At 69.6% G+C, this 15,455-nt stretch carries 15 protein-coding genes; 7 read left to right on the forward strand and 8 right to left on the reverse strand.

All coding sequences use genetic code 11. The features are described 5' to 3' along the window. Nucleotides 1-30: 30 nt before the first annotated feature. Together HWX08_RS01795 and HWX08_RS01800 are read right to left on the reverse strand one after the other, a co-directional pair. Nucleotides 31-513, reverse strand: coding sequence for a cupin domain-containing protein (locus tag HWX08_RS01795; RefSeq protein WP_069260368.1), 483 nt, complete (start codon nt 511-513; stop codon nt 31-33). A gap of 286 nt (nt 514-799) precedes the next feature. Then, on the reverse strand, nt 800-1,492 hold the full coding sequence (locus tag HWX08_RS01800; RefSeq protein ID WP_174922788.1) for a dihydrodipicolinate reductase: 693 nt from the start codon (nt 1,490-1,492) through the stop codon (nt 800-802). Between the two features lie 684 nt (nt 1,493-2,176). Between HWX08_RS01800 and HWX08_RS01810 the strand changes: the two genes are divergently transcribed. The 4 genes from HWX08_RS01810 (at nt 2,177) to creD (ending at nt 6,680) form a co-directional block, all read left to right on the forward strand. After that, complete coding sequence (locus HWX08_RS01810; protein WP_174922789.1) at nt 2,177-2,890, forward strand: SDR family NAD(P)-dependent oxidoreductase; 714 nt, start codon at nt 2,177-2,179, stop codon at nt 2,888-2,890. 79 nt (nt 2,891-2,969) lie between these two features. Further along, nucleotides 2,970-3,680, forward strand: coding sequence for a two-component system response regulator CreB (gene creB, locus HWX08_RS01815; protein ID WP_069260364.1), 711 nt, complete (start codon nt 2,970-2,972; stop codon nt 3,678-3,680). 15 nt (nt 3,681-3,695) lie between these two features. Then, nucleotides 3,696-5,174, forward strand: coding sequence for a two-component system sensor histidine kinase CreC (creC, locus tag HWX08_RS01820; protein WP_174922790.1), 1,479 nt, complete (start codon nt 3,696-3,698; stop codon nt 5,172-5,174). Nucleotides 5,175-5,288: 114 nt separating this feature from the next. After that, nucleotides 5,289-6,680, forward strand: coding sequence for a cell envelope integrity protein CreD (creD, locus tag HWX08_RS01825; RefSeq protein WP_174922791.1), 1,392 nt, complete (start codon nt 5,289-5,291; stop codon nt 6,678-6,680). A 79-nt stretch (nt 6,681-6,759) separates the two neighbouring features. Here the strand turns inward: creD and HWX08_RS01830 are convergent, their stop codons facing one another. Next, nucleotides 6,760-7,182, reverse strand: coding sequence for a RidA family protein (locus tag HWX08_RS01830; RefSeq protein WP_174922792.1), 423 nt, complete (start codon nt 7,180-7,182; stop codon nt 6,760-6,762). 357 nt (nt 7,183-7,539) lie between these two features. Between HWX08_RS01830 and HWX08_RS01835 the strand changes: the two genes are divergently transcribed. Further along, nucleotides 7,540-7,737 (forward strand): oxidoreductase-like domain-containing protein, encoded by a 198-nt coding sequence (locus HWX08_RS01835; protein ID WP_069261189.1) that lies wholly within the window; start codon nt 7,540-7,542, stop codon nt 7,735-7,737. 84 nt (nt 7,738-7,821) lie between these two features. Here the strand turns inward: HWX08_RS01835 and HWX08_RS01840 are convergent, their stop codons facing one another. Further along, nucleotides 7,822-9,282 carry an MFS transporter gene (locus HWX08_RS01840; protein WP_174922793.1) on the reverse strand — a complete coding sequence of 487 codons (1,461 nt, stop codon included), beginning with the start codon at nt 9,280-9,282 and terminating at the stop codon, nt 7,822-7,824. Nucleotides 9,283-9,452: 170 nt separating this feature from the next. On the opposite strand from HWX08_RS01840, the gene HWX08_RS01845 reads away from it, so the two are divergent. Next, a complete protein-coding gene (locus HWX08_RS01845; RefSeq protein WP_174922794.1) occupies nt 9,453-10,325 on the forward strand; it encodes a LysR family transcriptional regulator in 873 nt (290 codons plus the stop codon). Between the two features lie 48 nt (nt 10,326-10,373). On the opposite strand, the gene HWX08_RS01850 is transcribed toward HWX08_RS01845, so the two are convergent. After that, nucleotides 10,374-11,276, reverse strand: a complete 903-nt coding sequence (locus HWX08_RS01850; RefSeq protein WP_174922795.1) for a LysR family transcriptional regulator — start codon at nt 11,274-11,276, stop codon at nt 10,374-10,376. A gap of 98 nt (nt 11,277-11,374) precedes the next feature. Here HWX08_RS01850 and HWX08_RS01855 point away from each other — a divergent pair, with 98 nt between their 5' ends. After that, nucleotides 11,375-12,358 carry an NAD-dependent epimerase/dehydratase family protein gene (locus tag HWX08_RS01855; protein WP_174922796.1) on the forward strand — a complete coding sequence of 328 codons (984 nt, stop codon included), beginning with the start codon at nt 11,375-11,377 and terminating at the stop codon, nt 12,356-12,358. Between the two features lie 170 nt (nt 12,359-12,528). Here the strand turns inward: HWX08_RS01855 and HWX08_RS01860 are convergent, their stop codons facing one another. The 3 genes from HWX08_RS01860 to HWX08_RS01870 are packed head-to-tail and all read right to left on the reverse strand — an operon-like array spanning nt 12,529 to nt 15,365. Beyond that, entirely contained in the window at nt 12,529-13,230 is a 702-nt protein-coding gene (locus HWX08_RS01860) for a DUF2848 domain-containing protein (RefSeq protein WP_174922797.1), read from the reverse strand. A 49-nt stretch (nt 13,231-13,279) separates the two neighbouring features. After that, nucleotides 13,280-14,734, reverse strand: coding sequence for an MFS transporter (locus HWX08_RS01865; protein ID WP_425128428.1), 1,455 nt, complete (start codon nt 14,732-14,734; stop codon nt 13,280-13,282). Continuing rightward, entirely contained in the window at nt 14,679-15,365 is a 687-nt protein-coding gene (locus HWX08_RS01870; RefSeq protein ID WP_175806972.1) for a DUF4286 family protein, read from the reverse strand. Before HWX08_RS01870 ends, HWX08_RS01865 begins: the two co-directional genes overlap by 56 nt. Nucleotides 15,366-15,455: the final 90 nt, after the last annotated feature.

The raw sequence follows: 15,455 nt of genomic DNA on the forward strand, positions 1-15,455 counted from the left end.
TGCGGGCCGTCCGGGGCATTCGCGCAGGCGTCAGTCCGGCCTCCCGTCATGGCCGCCGAGCGGCCGGTCGGGCCAATCCACCCAGCGGTCCGCGCGGGTCAGCTCGTAGGCCTCGTTCATCGGGTAGCGGATGCGGTTGTCGTCGCGCGGACGTTCGCCGATCACCATCAGCCGGACTTCGTCCTTCGTGTTGTTGATGAAGGTGTGGCAGATTCCGGTCCCCGCCGGGAACGCGACGGATTCGCCTTCGGCAACGGGGTAAAGCACGCCGTCGATCCAGACGTCGGGCTTGCCCTCGAGCACGTACACGAACTCCTGCTCGGTGCTTTCGGCATGCGGATAGGACGTCCGCCGGCCCGGCAGCAGCCTCACGTGATGAATGCCGATCCGCGTGATGCCGAGTTTCTCGGAAAGCGGTGCGTCGAGCGCCATCGGCTCGGTATCGCCGCGATAGCAATGCGCTTCCGGTTCTTCGAGCTCGGTCCAGTGCTTGATGAAATCGGGGCGGGTCATCGGTTGCGCTCCTTTCAAGGGGATGTCGAGGTACGGGCCGGCCGCCGACGTCGGCCGCGAATCGCGCCTGAGCTCTGCGAACGGACCTCGGCCGATAACTTACCAGCCAATATGCAACGGCGGTGCACGTCGTGGTATTCGGGCGGTGGAATGCGCGGCCCGGATGCCGCCGACGAAGCGGCCGACGACATTCATGGAATGTCACGACGTCGATTTTTCGCGCAGCGCCAATGACGTGCGTGATGCGACACGCGCGGGCCGGCCGCCCTGCGTATCGCCGCGGCGATTACAGCCAGCCGTTGCGGATGAACTCGACGATCGAATAGCGGCGGGGTTCGAGATCGTGTTGCCGGACGGCATCGACGATGCGCGACACGCCGTCCGCATACGGTGCCGCACCCACCACGCGCGATTCGAACTGCAGGCTGCATGCGCCGTCTTCGATACGTATCCGGTGAATCGCGTGACGACCAAGCTGATCGTCGGCGAGCCCGAATTCGCCGCGCTGCACGTCCGGGTCGCGCACGGAGCGGATGTCGTCCGGCCGCACGCCGAGCGACTGGCCGATCCCGACGGCCGTGCCGGGGACGGATGTCTTGCCGGCCTGGTGCGACTCGGTCAGGCTGATCCGGCAGCCGTGAAACAGATGGCCGCTGGTCTCCAGCATGCTCATGAACTTGAGCATCAGGATGTTCGTGTTCGGGCACAGCACGACCGGGAACGCGTGCGCACCGGTTTCGAGCTCGGAGCCGGTCGACAGCTCGACGAGCGGCGATGCGGTGGCCTCGCAGAACGCGATCGCGGCACGGAGTTCGCGGCCGGAGCCGGCATGCACGACGATCGTTCGTGCCGGGCTGCGTCGGGCGTCGCTTTGCGCGCTGTCCGACCATGGCATCACGTGATACGTTGCCGGGTCGAGCCGGTGTGCGTCGAGCAGCTCGCTGGCCAGCTTGCCGGTTCCTACGACGAGAACTTGCATGGAATCGATGGATTGAGGTTCGGGATTCTGGATGGAGATGACGCGGGCCGTCGGGTGCCCCGGCCCGGTCGCGTCTGACCGGCTTCATGCATTATGCCCGGCCGGCCGTCGGCGTGCCCGCCGGGCCGCGCGGGCGGCGACGCGTTCAACCTGATGTACCCGTTCCGGCTGCGCGACACGTGGATGCCGAAGCCCGGCTGGCTCGCATACATGTTCAACACGCCGTCCGCGCACCGCGTGCATCATGCGTCGAACCTCGACTGTCTCGATGCGAACGAAGGCGGCGTGTCGAGCGTGTTCGAGCGGCCCTTCAGCACCTGTGTCGCCGAGCGTGCTGACGAGCCGTGCCGTTTCGGCCTCGTCACGTCGACCCGCTCGCGCAATCCGTTCGTCGTCGAGCTCGAGCACTCGGCGAGCGTCGCCCGCGACGTCGCAACGGCCCGCGACGTGGGGGCCGCGATCCGCTTCATGCCGCCGCCGGGCTGGCGCTTGGACAACCCGGACAACCCGGGCGAAACGACGGAGGAACGACGGAGGAACTACGCCGCCGCAGGCCCGTCGCCGTGCGCACGGATGCGTGAACGGCGCTACGCTGTGGCGAATTGCCGGCCGCGCATGCATCCCGCGGCCGGCCTCTGTCATGCAAAACGCATCCAGCAACCCTCGATCCAGGAGAAAACATCGATGGAACACGAACTCAAAGGCAAGGCAGTCGCGATCACCGGCGGCTTCGGCCATCTGGGCGTCGCGACGGCCGCGTGGCTCGGCGCGCGCGGCGCACGCGTCGCGCTGATCGGCCGCGGCGCGGCCCCGGCCGCGCAGGCGCTGCCCGGTGTGCCGGCCGACGCGCTGCGCATCGGCGGCATCGATCTCGTCGATCCGCAGGCCGCCGTGCAGGCGCTCGATACCGTGCAGCGCGAATTCGGCCGGGTCGACGCGCTGCTGAACATCGCGGGCGCGTTCGTGTGGCAGACGATCGCCGACGGCGATGCCGCCACGTGGGACCGCATGTACGACCTGAACGTGAAGACCGCGCTGAACACATCGAAAGCGGCGCTGCCGCACCTGCTGGCGAGTCCGGCCGCGCGCATCGTCAACATCGGCGCCGGCGCGGCGTTCAAGGCCGGCACCGGGATGGGCGCCTATGCGGCCGCGAAGGCCGGCGTCGCGCGGCTCACCGAGGCGCTGGCGGCCGAACTGCTCGACCGCGGCGTGACGGTGAACGCGATCCTGCCGAGCATCATCGATACGCCGCCGAACCGCGCGGACATGCCGGACGCGGATTTCACGCGCTGGGTGCGGCCGGAGCAGATCGCGGCGACGATCGGCTTCCTGCTGTCGGCCGACGCGCAGGCGATCACCGGCGCGTCGATTCCGGTGACGGGCCGCGTCGCGTAGCGCGGCGGGCAGGGGCGCGCACGGCGGCCGGCCGTGCGTACAATGTCGCACCGGAAACGCGCGAGCCCAGCCTGAGCCCATGAATCAGCCCAACATCCTGATCGTCGAAGATGAAGCGGCGATCGCGGACACGATCGTCTACGCCCTCGGCACCGAAGGCATGCAGACTGTCCACTGCACGCTCGGCCTCGCGGCGCTCGATCGCCTGCGCGACACGCGCTTCGATCTCGTGGTGCTCGACGTCGGCCTGCCCGACCTCAGCGGTTTCGAGGTATGCCGGCGGCTGCGCACGTTCTCCGACGTGCCGGTGATCTTTCTCACCGCGCGCCACGATGAAATCGACCGGATCGTCGGGCTCGAAATCGGCGCCGACGATTACGTGGTCAAGCCGTTTTCGCCGCGCGAACTGGCGGCGCGGGTGCGCGTGATCCTGCGGCGCTTCAACCGCACGGCCGCACCCGAAACGACACCCGCGCCGGCCCCGGCGCCCGCCGAAACGCCCGCACCGGGTTTCACGCTCGACCTCGACGGTGCGCGCGTGTCGTGGCTCGGCCACGCGCTGGACCTCACGCGCTACGAATTCGGGCTGCTCGCGCTGCTGGTCCGGCATCCGGGGCGCATCTATTCGCGCGAGCAGCTGATGGACCTCGTGTGGCACGAGGCACTCGATTCGGCCGACCGCACGGTCGATACCCACGTGAAGACGCTGCGCGCGAAGCTGCGCGCGATCGACCCCGAGCGCGACCCGATCCGCACGCATCGCGGGATGGGTTATTCGCTGCAACCGTAACGACCGGCACCGCCCATGCATATCGGCCTGCGCATCTTCTTCGGTTTTTTCCTGATCGTCGGCCTGGCCGCGCTGATCACGCTGCGCGTGTTCGTGCAGGAGGTGAAGCCCGGTGTGCGCGAGGCGATGGAGGACACGCTCGTCGATACCGCGCAAGTGCTCGCGACGCTCGCCGCCGACGACATGGCGAACGGCCATATCGCCGACGGCGCGTTCGCGCGGCAACTGTCGAACCTGCACGAGCGCGCGGTCAGCGCGAACGTGTGGGGCGTGCAGAAGAACGCGATCGGCTACCGTCTCTACATCACCGATGCGCACGGCATCGTGCGCTACGACTCGTCCGGCAAGGCCGTCGGGCAGGACTATTCGCGCTGGAACGACGTGTACCGCACGCTGCGCGGCGAATACGGCGCGCGCAGCACGCGCAGCGATCCGAACGACGACAGCAGCACCGTGATGCACGTGGCGGCGCCGATTCGGCACGGCAACGAGATCATCGGCGTGCTGACGATCGCGAAGCCGAACCAGACGGTCGCGCCGTTCATCGCGCGCAGCCAGCGCAAGATCATGCTGTACGGCGCGCTGCTGATGGGCGGCGCGATCCTGATCGGCGTGGCGTGCACGTGGTGGCTGGTGGTCGGGCTGCGGCGCCTGCAGCGCTATGCGCGCGCGATCGCGGCGGGCGAGCGGGCCGACATGCCGCTGCAGGGCGCGAGCGAACTCGCCGAGCTCGGGCGCGCGGTGGAGAGCATGCATCGGCGGCTGGAAGACCGGCAGTACGTCGAGAACTACATCCATACGCTCACGCACGAGATGAAGAGCCCGCTGGCGGCGATCAGCGGCGCGGCCGAACTGCTGCACGAAGAGATGCCGGTCGCGAACCGCCGGCGCTTCACCGAGAACATCCGCCGCCAGGCCGGCCGCCTCGAACAGATGATCCGCAAGCTGCTCGCGCTCGCCGAAGTCGAGCAGAAGCAGCGCCTGTCGGTGCGCGAACCGGTCGCGCTGCGCCCGATGCTCGAACAGCTCGTCGACGACATCGAGCCGCGCGCGCGGCAGCGCGGCGTGAACCTGGCGATCGACGCGAGCGACGCGGCCGATGCGGCCAATGGGGCCAATGGGGCCGGTGCGGCGATCGTCGAAGGCGATCCGTTCCTGCTGCGCCAGGCGCTCGGCAACCTGCTCGACAACGCGCTGGATTTCGCGCCGCAGGGCAGCACGATCCGCATAGCGCTCGAACGGCAGCCGGCGGGCAGGGCGCACGTCGCGGTCGTGCGCGTCGTCGACGACGGCCCCGGCGTGCCCGATTACGCGCTGGCCCGCGTGTTCGAGCGCTTCTATTCGCTGCCGCGCCCCGACGGGCAGGATCGCAGCACGGGCCTCGGGCTGTGTTTCGTTCGCGAAGTCGCGATGCTGCACCGCGGCCAGGTCGCGCTCGCGAACCGCGACGAAGGCGGCGCGTGCGCGACGCTCACGCTGCCGTCGGCAGGCTGATCGCGCTTCACGTTCGCCGCACGTTCGCCACACATTCGCTTCACGCAGGCTTCAATCGCCCTTCACCGGGCCGGATCATGCTGACCGTACCCTTTACTCCGGTACCTGTCGGCCATGAATCGAGTCCTGTTGTTCAAATTCGCGATCACCGCGTTTCTCGCGCTGCTGATCCTGATCCCGCTGCAGATGGTGCAAGGCATCGTGCAGGAGCGCGCCGCGTATCGCCACGATGCGCTGCAGAGCATCTGGTCGAGCTATGCGGGGCCGCAAACGGTGTCGGGGCCCGTGCTCGTCGTGCGCTACACCGAAGTCACGCGCGTGCGTGACGACGCGCCGGCCCGCGGCGCGCCGAAGACGAGCCTGAAAAGCGAGACGAAGCGCCTGCTCGTGTTTCCGAAGACGCTGAACGTCAACGGCACGCTGACGACCGGCATCCGCTATCGCGGCATCCACAAGGCGCTGGTCTACGAGCTGGCGAGCCGGCTGACCGGTACGCTGCCGTTGCCGGACCTGAAGAAGCTGCCGGAGGCCGACGGCCACGTGAGCTTCAAGATCGACGACGCGTACGTCGCGCTCGGCATCGGCGACATTCGCGGGCTGACCGCGCGGCCCGACCTGCGCATCGGCGGCACGCGGCTCGACGTCGAGCAGGGTGCGCGGCTGGAGAGCTTGCGCCAGGGCGTGCATGCGAACGTCGATCTCGCGGCGCTGGCAGCGGCGAACGCGGGCGAGGCCGTGCCGTTCAGCATCGACCTGCCGCTGCGCGGCGCGGAGTCCGTCGCGTTCGCGCCGGTGGGCGACCAGAACGATTTCTCGCTGAAGTCGACGTGGCCGCATCCGAGTTTCGACGGCGCGTTCCTGCCGACCAGCCGCACGGTCGATGCGCACGGCTTCACCGGCAACTGGCGCGTGACGTCGTTCAACACGAAGGCACGCGAGCAGATCGCATCCGGCAACGGCGAAGGTGCGATCGAAATGGCGTCGGTGTCGATGATCGAACCCGTGAACGTCTATCTGCAGACCGAACGCGCGACGAAGTACGGTGCGCTGTTCGTGATGCTCACGTTCGCGAGCTTCTTCATGTACGAGCTCGTGAAACGGCTGCGCATTCACCCGATCCAGTACACGCTGGTCGGCCTGTCGCTCGCGCTGTTCTTCCTGCTGCTGCTGAGCCTGTCCGAACACATCGCGTTCGCCAGCGCGTATCTCGCGGCAAGCGGCGCCTGCATCGGGCTGCTCGGCTTCTACCTGTCGTTCGTGCTGCACAGCGTGAAGCGCGGGGCGGTGTTCGCCGCGCTGCTCGCGGTGCTGTACGCGGCGCTCTACGGGCTGCTGCTGTCGGAAGACAACGCGCTGATGCTCGGTTCGCTGCTGCTGTTCGCGATCCTCGCCGGCATCATGACGCTCACACGCCGCGTCGACTGGTATTCGCTCGGCGCCGCGTGGCAGCCGCTGGCCGACAAGGCGGGCGCGGGCGCCGCGAAGCCGGGCGCGCAGGCGAAGTAAGCGCGCGGTCGGCGTGCAGGTGCGCCGGCCGGGAAAGTCACGGCCGGCGCGTCACACGGTGCTGTGCAGCGCCGCCGGTTCACGCACGCGATGCGGGCCCGCGAAACCGCGTCATCGGAATTTCCGCGACGGCGGCGATCTCGATCAGCAGATCGGGATGGTAGAGACGCGCGACCTGGACGGTCGTCGTCACGGGATACGGCTCGGCGAAGTACGTGCCGCGGATGTCGCCGGCCTGCATGAAGGCGTCGATGTCGGTCGCGTAGTGCACGAGCGAGATCACGTCCTGCATCTGCCCGCCCATCGACGCGAGCACGGCGCGGATGTTGTCGAGCGTCTGCCGCACCTGCGCGCGCATGTCGCCGACGCCGACCACGCGGCCGTCGCGGTCGAGCGCCACTTGCCCCTTCAGATGCACGATCCGGCCGTCGCCCTGGATCACGGCCATCGAGAACGCGCCGAACGGCGCCCAGACTTCCGGCGGATTGACTGCTTCGGCCATCGTGCGGCTCCTGGCGGGCGATGAGGACGATCAGTATGCCGGAGCGGCTCCCCATCGGCGACGCACTGTATGGCACGCGCAGGTTGCGTGGCGACGCCGCGCAGCGAACGACGGCGCCCGAGCGGCGCGGCGTCGTGTTCCGCGATTCGCGGCACGCGTTCGTCGACCGTCCGGGCGCGAGCCGTGTCGCGCTTGCCGAGGCGAGCGCCGAAATCGATATATGGACCCGCGAGATCCGGATGCGCGACGCCGGGGTGACGATTCGGGGGAGATGGCGCAGCGTGGAACGACCCGCGCGTCACGCAGGCCGCACGGCATCCGCTTATACTGAGCACGTCTCTTCATCCGATTTTCGCCGTGCCCGATACTGCCGCTCCGGAATCGTCCGTCGACGATCCCCGTCCGACCCCGCCGATCCAACCCGAACTGGAAGACTGCTGCAACAGCGGCTGTTCGCCCTGCGTCTTCGATCTCTACGACGAAGCACTCGCGCGCTATCGCGTCGAGCTGGCCGAATGGGAAGCGCGCCACGCGCAACGCCGGCATCCCGCGTGAGCCGGATGGCGGCGAGCCGCCGCACCGGCGGCTGCGTCGTTTTCGCTTCGTCGGCCCCCGCCTGCGCCGCGATTCCCGTTTCGCTCACGCGCCCGCGTGCAGCCGCCGATGCAGCGGCCCGAGCATCGCCGATAGCGCCACGCACGCGAGCAGGACGGCTGTCAGCGCGAACATCGACGTCCGGAAGCCCTGCACGTAATCGAGCGCGGCCGGATGCGCGCCGAGCCGCGCGAAGAACAGGCCGCCGAGCGTCGCCGCGCCGACGGCCGCGCCGATCTGCAGCATCGCGGTGACCATGCCGGATGCGACACCCGCGCGCGCCGTGTCGACTTCCGCGAGCACGATCCGCACGACCGACGGCAGCACGAGGCCCTGGCCGATCCCGATCGCCGCGATCCCCGCATAGAAGCCGGGGCCCGGTGCGGCCGCGCCCGCCAGCGCGGCGGCCGTCGCGACGCCGGCCGCGAGCATCGCGAAGCCGAGCGTGAGCACGCGATAGCCGCCGAACCGGCCGACGAGCCGCGGCATCAGCAGCGGGCTCGACAGGAAGCCGAGCCCGAGCGGCAGGATCGCGAGCCCCGACGCGAGCGGCGACCAGTTCAGGCAGCCCTGCAGATAGATCCCGTAGCTCAGGAAGAACGCGCTCAGCGTGTAGAACAGGAACGCGAGTACGAGCCCGAGCGCGACGACGGGATGGCGAAACAGCCGCACGTCGAGCAGCGGATCGTGGCCGCGCGCGAGACGGCGCGCCTCGACCGCCAGCAGCGCGCCGAGCATCGGCAGCGCGCCGACGAGGCACGCAACCATCCACAGCGGCCAGCCGGCGTCGCGGCCCTGCGTGAGCGGGTAGACGAGCATCAGCAGGAACAGCGACAGCAGCGCCATGCCGGGCACGTCGATGCGCTGGCCGCGCGGCGGCCGGCTTTCCGGGATGAAGCGCCAGCTGCCGATCAGCGCGAGGAGGCCGATCGGCAGGTTGACGAGGAAGATCGCGCGCCAGCCGAGCCCGAACGGATGCAGGCTGATCAACGCACCGCCGCCGAGCTGGCCGATCACGGCCGCGAGGCCGAACACGAAACCGTAGAAGCCCATCACGCGCACCTGCTCCTGCGGGCTGAACACGCTGCGGATCGTCGCGAGCACCTGCGGCGCGAGGATCGCGGCGAACAGGCCCTGCAGCACGCGGCCGCCGACCAGCACCGCGCCGCTGCCGGCGAGCCCGCACAGCGTCGACGCGACGACGAAGCCGGCCATCCCGATCATGAACATGCGCTTGCGCCCGTACAGGTCGCCGAGCCGGCCGCCGGTGATCTGCACGACCGCGTTCGCGCACGCGTACGCCGACACGACCAGCTGCAGCTCGGCCGGGCGCGCGCCGATGCCGTCGCGGATGGCCGGCAGCGCGAGATTCACAATGAAGTAGTCGAGTGGCGGCAGAATCGCGCCGACCAGCAGGACCACCAGCGCCCAGCCGTGGTGGCTGCGCGGCGTCGCTGCGGCGGCCGTACCGGCCGGCACGCAGGGAGCAAGGGTGTCGTTCGTCATGGAAGCAGATCCGAAAGAATGAGTGCCACATTCACGCCGAGCGCGACGCCGGGCGCGCCGGTTCGGCCGTGGACGGGCGATTGACCCCCATTCTGGTTCGTGTCGACGAATCGGAAAAGCGGGAATTGGTGGTAGCATCCATCGGGTAACTCGATGGATGGAGAATGACGATGCGCGGTTTCGACCTGGATCAGTTGCGGACTTTCGCGGCGGTCGCGGACGCCGGCAGCCTGACGGCCGCCGCGCCGCTGCTGCACCTGTCGCAGTCGACCGTCAGCGAGCAGGTGCGCAAGCTCGAGTCGCGCGCCGGCGTGCCGCTGTTCGTGCGCAGCAAGCGCGGCGTCGAGCCGACGCCGGCCGGCGCGCGGCTGCTGCAGCACGCCCGGCGCATCGTCGCGTTGAACGAGGCCGCGTTCGACGAAGTGCGCGGGCAGGCGATCAAGGGCGAACTGCGCGTCGCGATCACCGATTACTACCGGACGAACGAAGTCGCGGGCCTGCTCGCGCGGCTGCGGGAGTGCTACCCGCAACTGAGCCTGCACGTGAGCGCGATGAAGAGCGCGGATATCGAGGCGGCGCACGCGCGCGGGCAGGTGGATCTCGGCGTGGTGATGAACCTGTCGAGCGGGCCGTTCCGGCCCGCGTCGGCCGATACGCGCTGGGTGCTGCGTCGCGAGCCGCTGTCGTGGGTCGCGTCGCCCGCGCTCGCCGAGCAGTTGCCCGAGCCGCTGCCGCTGGTGCTGCTGCCGGACGACTGCATGATGCATCAGATCGCCGTGCGCTCGCTCGACGAGCAGCACACGCCGTACCGGCTCGTGCACAGCGCGTCGGGCGTCGCGGGGCTGCAGTCGATGCTCGCGGCGGGGCTCGGGGTGGGCTGCCTGTGCGCGTCGGCGATCGGCGACGGCCTGATGCGGCTCGGCGCGAAATACCGGCTGCCGCCGCTGCCCGACGCGGTGTTTTCGCTGACGCCGCCGATGCCGGGCGAACGCGACACCGTTGCGCAGGCGCGCGAGGTGCTGTCGCGCCAGTTGCTGATGTAGAACCGGGCCGCGCGATTCGCACGCGTCACGTGCGCGGCCGCGCACCGTCTATTCGCCGGCTTCGCCGTTCACGTACGCACGCAGCCCGTCGGCCAGCGCGTCGAACACCGCACGGCAACGCGGGCTCGTGCGCAGATCCTCGTGCATCACGACCCAGGTTTCGAGCCGCATCGCGAGCGTGTCGGGCAGCACGCGCACGAGCCGCGCGTCGCGTGTCGCGAGCCGGCTCTGGCAGAAGCCGATCCCGTAGCCGGCGCGGATCATCGCGAGCTGCGCGAGGTTGCTGTCGGTGCGCAGCGAGAATGCGTCGCGCTTCCACAGCGGCATGCCGCGCCCCGCCGAACGGATGAACGGCGTGATCGTATCGAAGCCGATCAGCGCGTGATGTGCGAGTGCATCGACCGTCGCGGGCGCGCCGTTGTGCGCCAGGTAGTCGTCGCGCGCATACAGCCCGATCTCGATGTCGCCGATGCGCCGCGCCACGAGCGCCTCCTGCACGGGCGGCGCCATCCGCACCGCGATGTCGGCCTCGCGCTTGAGCACGTCCTGGATGCGATCGGTCGGCACCAGTTCGATGACGAGCCCCGGATGGTGGCGCCGCAATTGTGCAAGGATCGGCGGCAGCACCTCGACGGCGATCACGTCGCTGGCCGAGATCCGCACGATGCCGCGCACGCCGGCGCCGTGGCTCGCGGCCGCACGCTCGAATGCGGCCGCCGCGCTGCGCAGCGCCTCCGCATGGCCGCGCAGCGCGAGCGCCGCCTCGGTCGGCAGCAGGCCGGACGGCGAGCGCGTGAACAGCGTCTGGCCGAACGCGGCCTCGAGCGCCGCGACGTGGCGGCCGGCCGTCGGCTGCGTGATGCCGAGCGCGCGCGCCGCGCCCGACAGCGAGCCTTCCGTCAGCACGGCGAGGAAGGTGCGATAGCGTTCCCAGTTCAGATCGATGGCCATGCATAAATGTATAGCTGATCGCTTGTGTTCGGCAATTCCTTGATAGCCGGAATCGCACCAGAATGCGTGTCATCACGGTTCATTCAAGGAGAGCGGCAATGACGACGAACGCAGGCGGCACGCCACGACAGGCCCTCGTGCTCGGCGCGAGCGGCGGGATCGGCGGGGAAGTCGCGCGGCAGTTGCGCGACGCGGGCTGGCAGGTGCGGGCGCTCAAGCGCGGGCTCGATGCCGAAGTCGTCGAGCGCGACGGTATCAGATGGATACGCGGCGACGCGATGGACCGCGACGCGGTCGTCCGGGCCGCGCGCGGCTGCAGCGTGATCGTGCACGCGGTGAATCCGCCGGGCTACCGGAACTGGGCCGGGCAGGTGTTGCCGATGATCGACAACACGATCGCAGCGGCGAAGGCGGCGCGGGCCACCGTCGTGCTGCCGGGCACCGTCTACAACTACGGCGCCGACGCGTTTCCGGTGCTGTACGAAGACGCGCCGCAGCATCCTTCGTCACGCAAGGGCGCGATTCGCGTCGAGCTGGAGCGGCGGCTGCAGGATGCGGCCGGGCAGGGGATTCGCACGATCATCGTGCGCGCCGGCGATTTCTTCGGGCCGAAGCTCACCGGCAACAGCTGGTTTGCGGCCGGGCTCGTCAAGGCCGGGCAGCCGGTTTCCGCGATCAGCGTGCCGGGGCGGCGCGGTGTCGGGCATCAATGGTCGTATGTGCCGGACGCCGCGCGCGCGATGGTCGAGCTGATCGAGCGGCGCGACACGCTGGAACCATTCGCGCGTTTTCATCTCGGCGGACATTGGGACGAGGACGGCGCGCAGATGGCCGAGGCCATCCGACGCGTCGCGCAGCGGCACGGGCTGCGTCCGACGGTGCGCAAGTTCCCGTGGTGGTTCGTGTGGGTCGCGGCGCCGTTCGTCACGACCCTGCGCGAATTGCTCGAAATGCGTTACCTGTGGCGCGATCCGATCCGACTCGACAACACGCGGGTGACCGCGGTGCTCGGCCGCGAACCGGTGACGCCGCTCGACACGGCGGTGGAGGCGACGCTCGCGGGGCTCGGGTGTCTGAAGTGAGCCACGGCGGCCACGAATGCAAGCGCGTTCCGATCTGATTCGCGTACCCTTCGTCGACGCTGCTGCGGGAAGGTGCCCACGACCGCCGGAATGCCGGAGGACCGGCAGGGGGCAGGCGCCGCGCGCAACAAGCCGTCGCGCCCGTGCGCCGGGTGATTCCCGGCTGCCCGTCACGCGACGACCGGCAGCACCTCCACCGCATAGCGGTGCCGAAGGCTGCGCCCGAGCACCGGATCGTGCAGTTCCATTTCGAACGCATCGCCGTCGCCCATCGCGGCGATCGCGCCATGCACGGCGACCGTGCCGCCATACATCGCGCAGCGCGCGGGCATCGTGCGGCGGTCGTCGAAGCGCTGCCACAGCACGTCGGGCGCCAGCAGGCCGCTGACCGCGCCGTGCTGGTACGCGGTCCGCCCGCCGTCGCGCGCAATCAGCCACGAACGCATCTCGATCGCATCCCAGTGATCCGCAACCTCGGCGTAAAGCCACGCGTCTTGGCCGAGCGGTTTCGCGCATACCTGTTTCGACACCGCGACGCCATAGGCTTCGACTTCGCGATCCGTATGATCGGAGCCGACGGTCACCAGCGTGCCGGCCGGGCTGTCGACCAGCACGCATTCGATCTCGCCGCCCGAGCGCGCGCCGAGCACGCCGATCGACGGTGCCTGCGTGAGCAGCGCGGACGAGACGCGATAGAAGCACGGAGTACTCGACGGCGGCGCGACGCCGAGCGCCGCGAGTTCGTCGATATGCGCGCGGATCGCGGCCGGATCGCGGCCGGCCCAGCCGGCGATCACGACGCGCTCGATGTCGACGTCGACCGGAGCCGGCGCGCGCTGGAGGGAAATCACGTTGAACGACAGGGTTTGCATGCGGTTATCCGTCTGGAATGCGAATCAATGAAACGGGTGAGGACGACGCTCAATCCGCGAGCGGCTTGTGCGCGGTTTCGCGTGCGACGAGCAGCGCGATCGACGTGACGACGAGCGCGGCGGCGACGTACAGCGAGACGGCCGTCGTGGTGCCCGTCTGCCGGAACAGCGCGGCGATCACGAGCGGTGCGAAGCCGCCGCCGACGATGCCGGCGAGCGTGTACGCGAGCGACGAGCCCGCATAGCGCACGCGGGTCGGGAACTGTTCGGTCACGAACGCGCCCTGCGGGCCGTACATCACCGCGTGGATCACGAGGCCGATCGCGACGGCCGCGACGATCGCGGCGGGGCGGGCCGAATCGAGCAGCGCGAAGAACGCGAACGCCCACACGATGCCGGCAAGCGCCCCCGCGAGATATACGGGCCGACGGCCGAAGCGGTCCGACAGCGCGCCGAAGAACGGCACCGCGAGCGCGTTGCAGGCCGTGCCGATCATCACGGCCGTCAGTGCGACGGGGCGCGACAGGTGCAGCACGGTCGTCACGTAGGTCAGCGTGAACACGACGATCAGCGCATACAGCACGTCCGAGCCGATCCGCGAACCGCCCGCGATCAGCAGGCGCTTCCAGTGGTACTTCAACACGTCGGCAACCGGCACGTCGGCGGTTGCATGCGATTCGGCGAGTTGCTCGAACTGCGGCGTTTCGTCGACGCCGCGACGCAGCCAGAAACCGAACACGACGAGCAGCGCGCTGGCCGCGAACGGCACGCGCCACCCCCACGACAGGAAGTCGGCCGACGTGGTCGACAGCGTCACGAGCGCGATGCAGCCGGTGCCGAGCAGCGTGCCGAACGACGGGCCGATCTGCGTCCACGACGCGGACAGCCCGCGCCGCTTCTGGTCGCCGTGCTCGACCGACAGCAGCACCGCGCCGGCCCATTCGCCGCCGAGCGCGACGCCCTGCACGAAGCGCAGCGCGACGAGCAGAATCGGGCTCAGGATGCCGGCCTGCGCGTAGGTCGGCAGCACGCCCATCAGCGCGGTCGTCACGCCCATCAGCACGAGCGTGAGCATCAGTACCGCGCGGCGGCCGATGCGGTCGCCGAGATTGCCGAACACGAAACCGCCGAGCGGGCGCGATACGTAGCCGACCGCATAGGTCGAGAACGCGAGGATCGTGCCGGCCAGCGGATCGACCGATGGAAAGAACAGGTGGTTGAAGACGAGCGCGGCGAGCGTGTTGTAGATCGTGAAGTCGTACCACTCGAGCGACGTGCCGATCATGCTCGCGGTCGCGAGTCGGCTGTTGCGGACGCGGCGGGGCGCGTGGGCGGCGGGCTGGGCGAGAGTGCTCATGGTATCGGGCATGTCGTGACGGAGGACGAAGTGAAGCGCCGGGCCGATGCGCGGGCGTGCATCGCCCGTGCGGTGCGGCCGGCGTGGGCGATCAGGCGGGCAGCGCGGTGGCGGCCGGCGCGGCGGCGACGTCGCCGCGCGCCGCATGCAGCGGTGCGGCGGCGCGCCACAGCAGCGCGAAGGTGCGCACGTCGTCGTGCCCGGCGAGCGCGGCGGCCACGCGGCGCGTCGCGGCCGCATCGCTGCCTTCGATCAGCACGAGCGCGTCGGCGGCCGGGCGGGCGGCCGCATCGGCGCCGATCGGCGCGGACAGCTCGGGCGCGGTGCGGAAGAGCCGTGCCGCGTGGATGCCCGGTTCGTGCAGCGCGGCGTCGAAGCGCTCGCGCAGTTGCGGTACGTCGATACGATCCGGCGGCAGCACGAACAGTGCGAGATGCGCGCCTTCGCCGTCGCCGGCCTCGATCGTCAGGTCGCCGACGCGTCGCTGCGTGCCCGTCATGCGCTCGAAGTTCGCGAGCGACCACGCGGTCTGGTGCGTGAACGCGCGCCGGTACGCATCGCTGCGGAACACGTCGAGCGTCTCCGTCACGTACAGCGCGAGGTACTTGCGCGGGCCGTCGTCGGTCGCGCGAAACCGCCGCGCATGCGTGAAGCCGGGAATCGCGACGCGCTCCTGCATGTGCTCGCGGTCGTACCACGCGTTGAAATCGGCTTCGTGCCCGGGGGCGATATCCGTCCAGACGCAGAGCTGGCCGTGCGCAGGGGAAAGGCGGGTCATGGCAGGTTCCTCGTGATGCTGTGTATCAGGAACTGCAGTGTCCCGAATGCGGGCCGCGCCCGTCCAACAAGAAAACAAATTCGCGGTGAA

The organism is Burkholderia metallica (assembly GCF_902832845.1).
GTDB classification, from domain to species: Bacteria; Pseudomonadota; Gammaproteobacteria; order Burkholderiales; family Burkholderiaceae; genus Burkholderia; species Burkholderia metallica.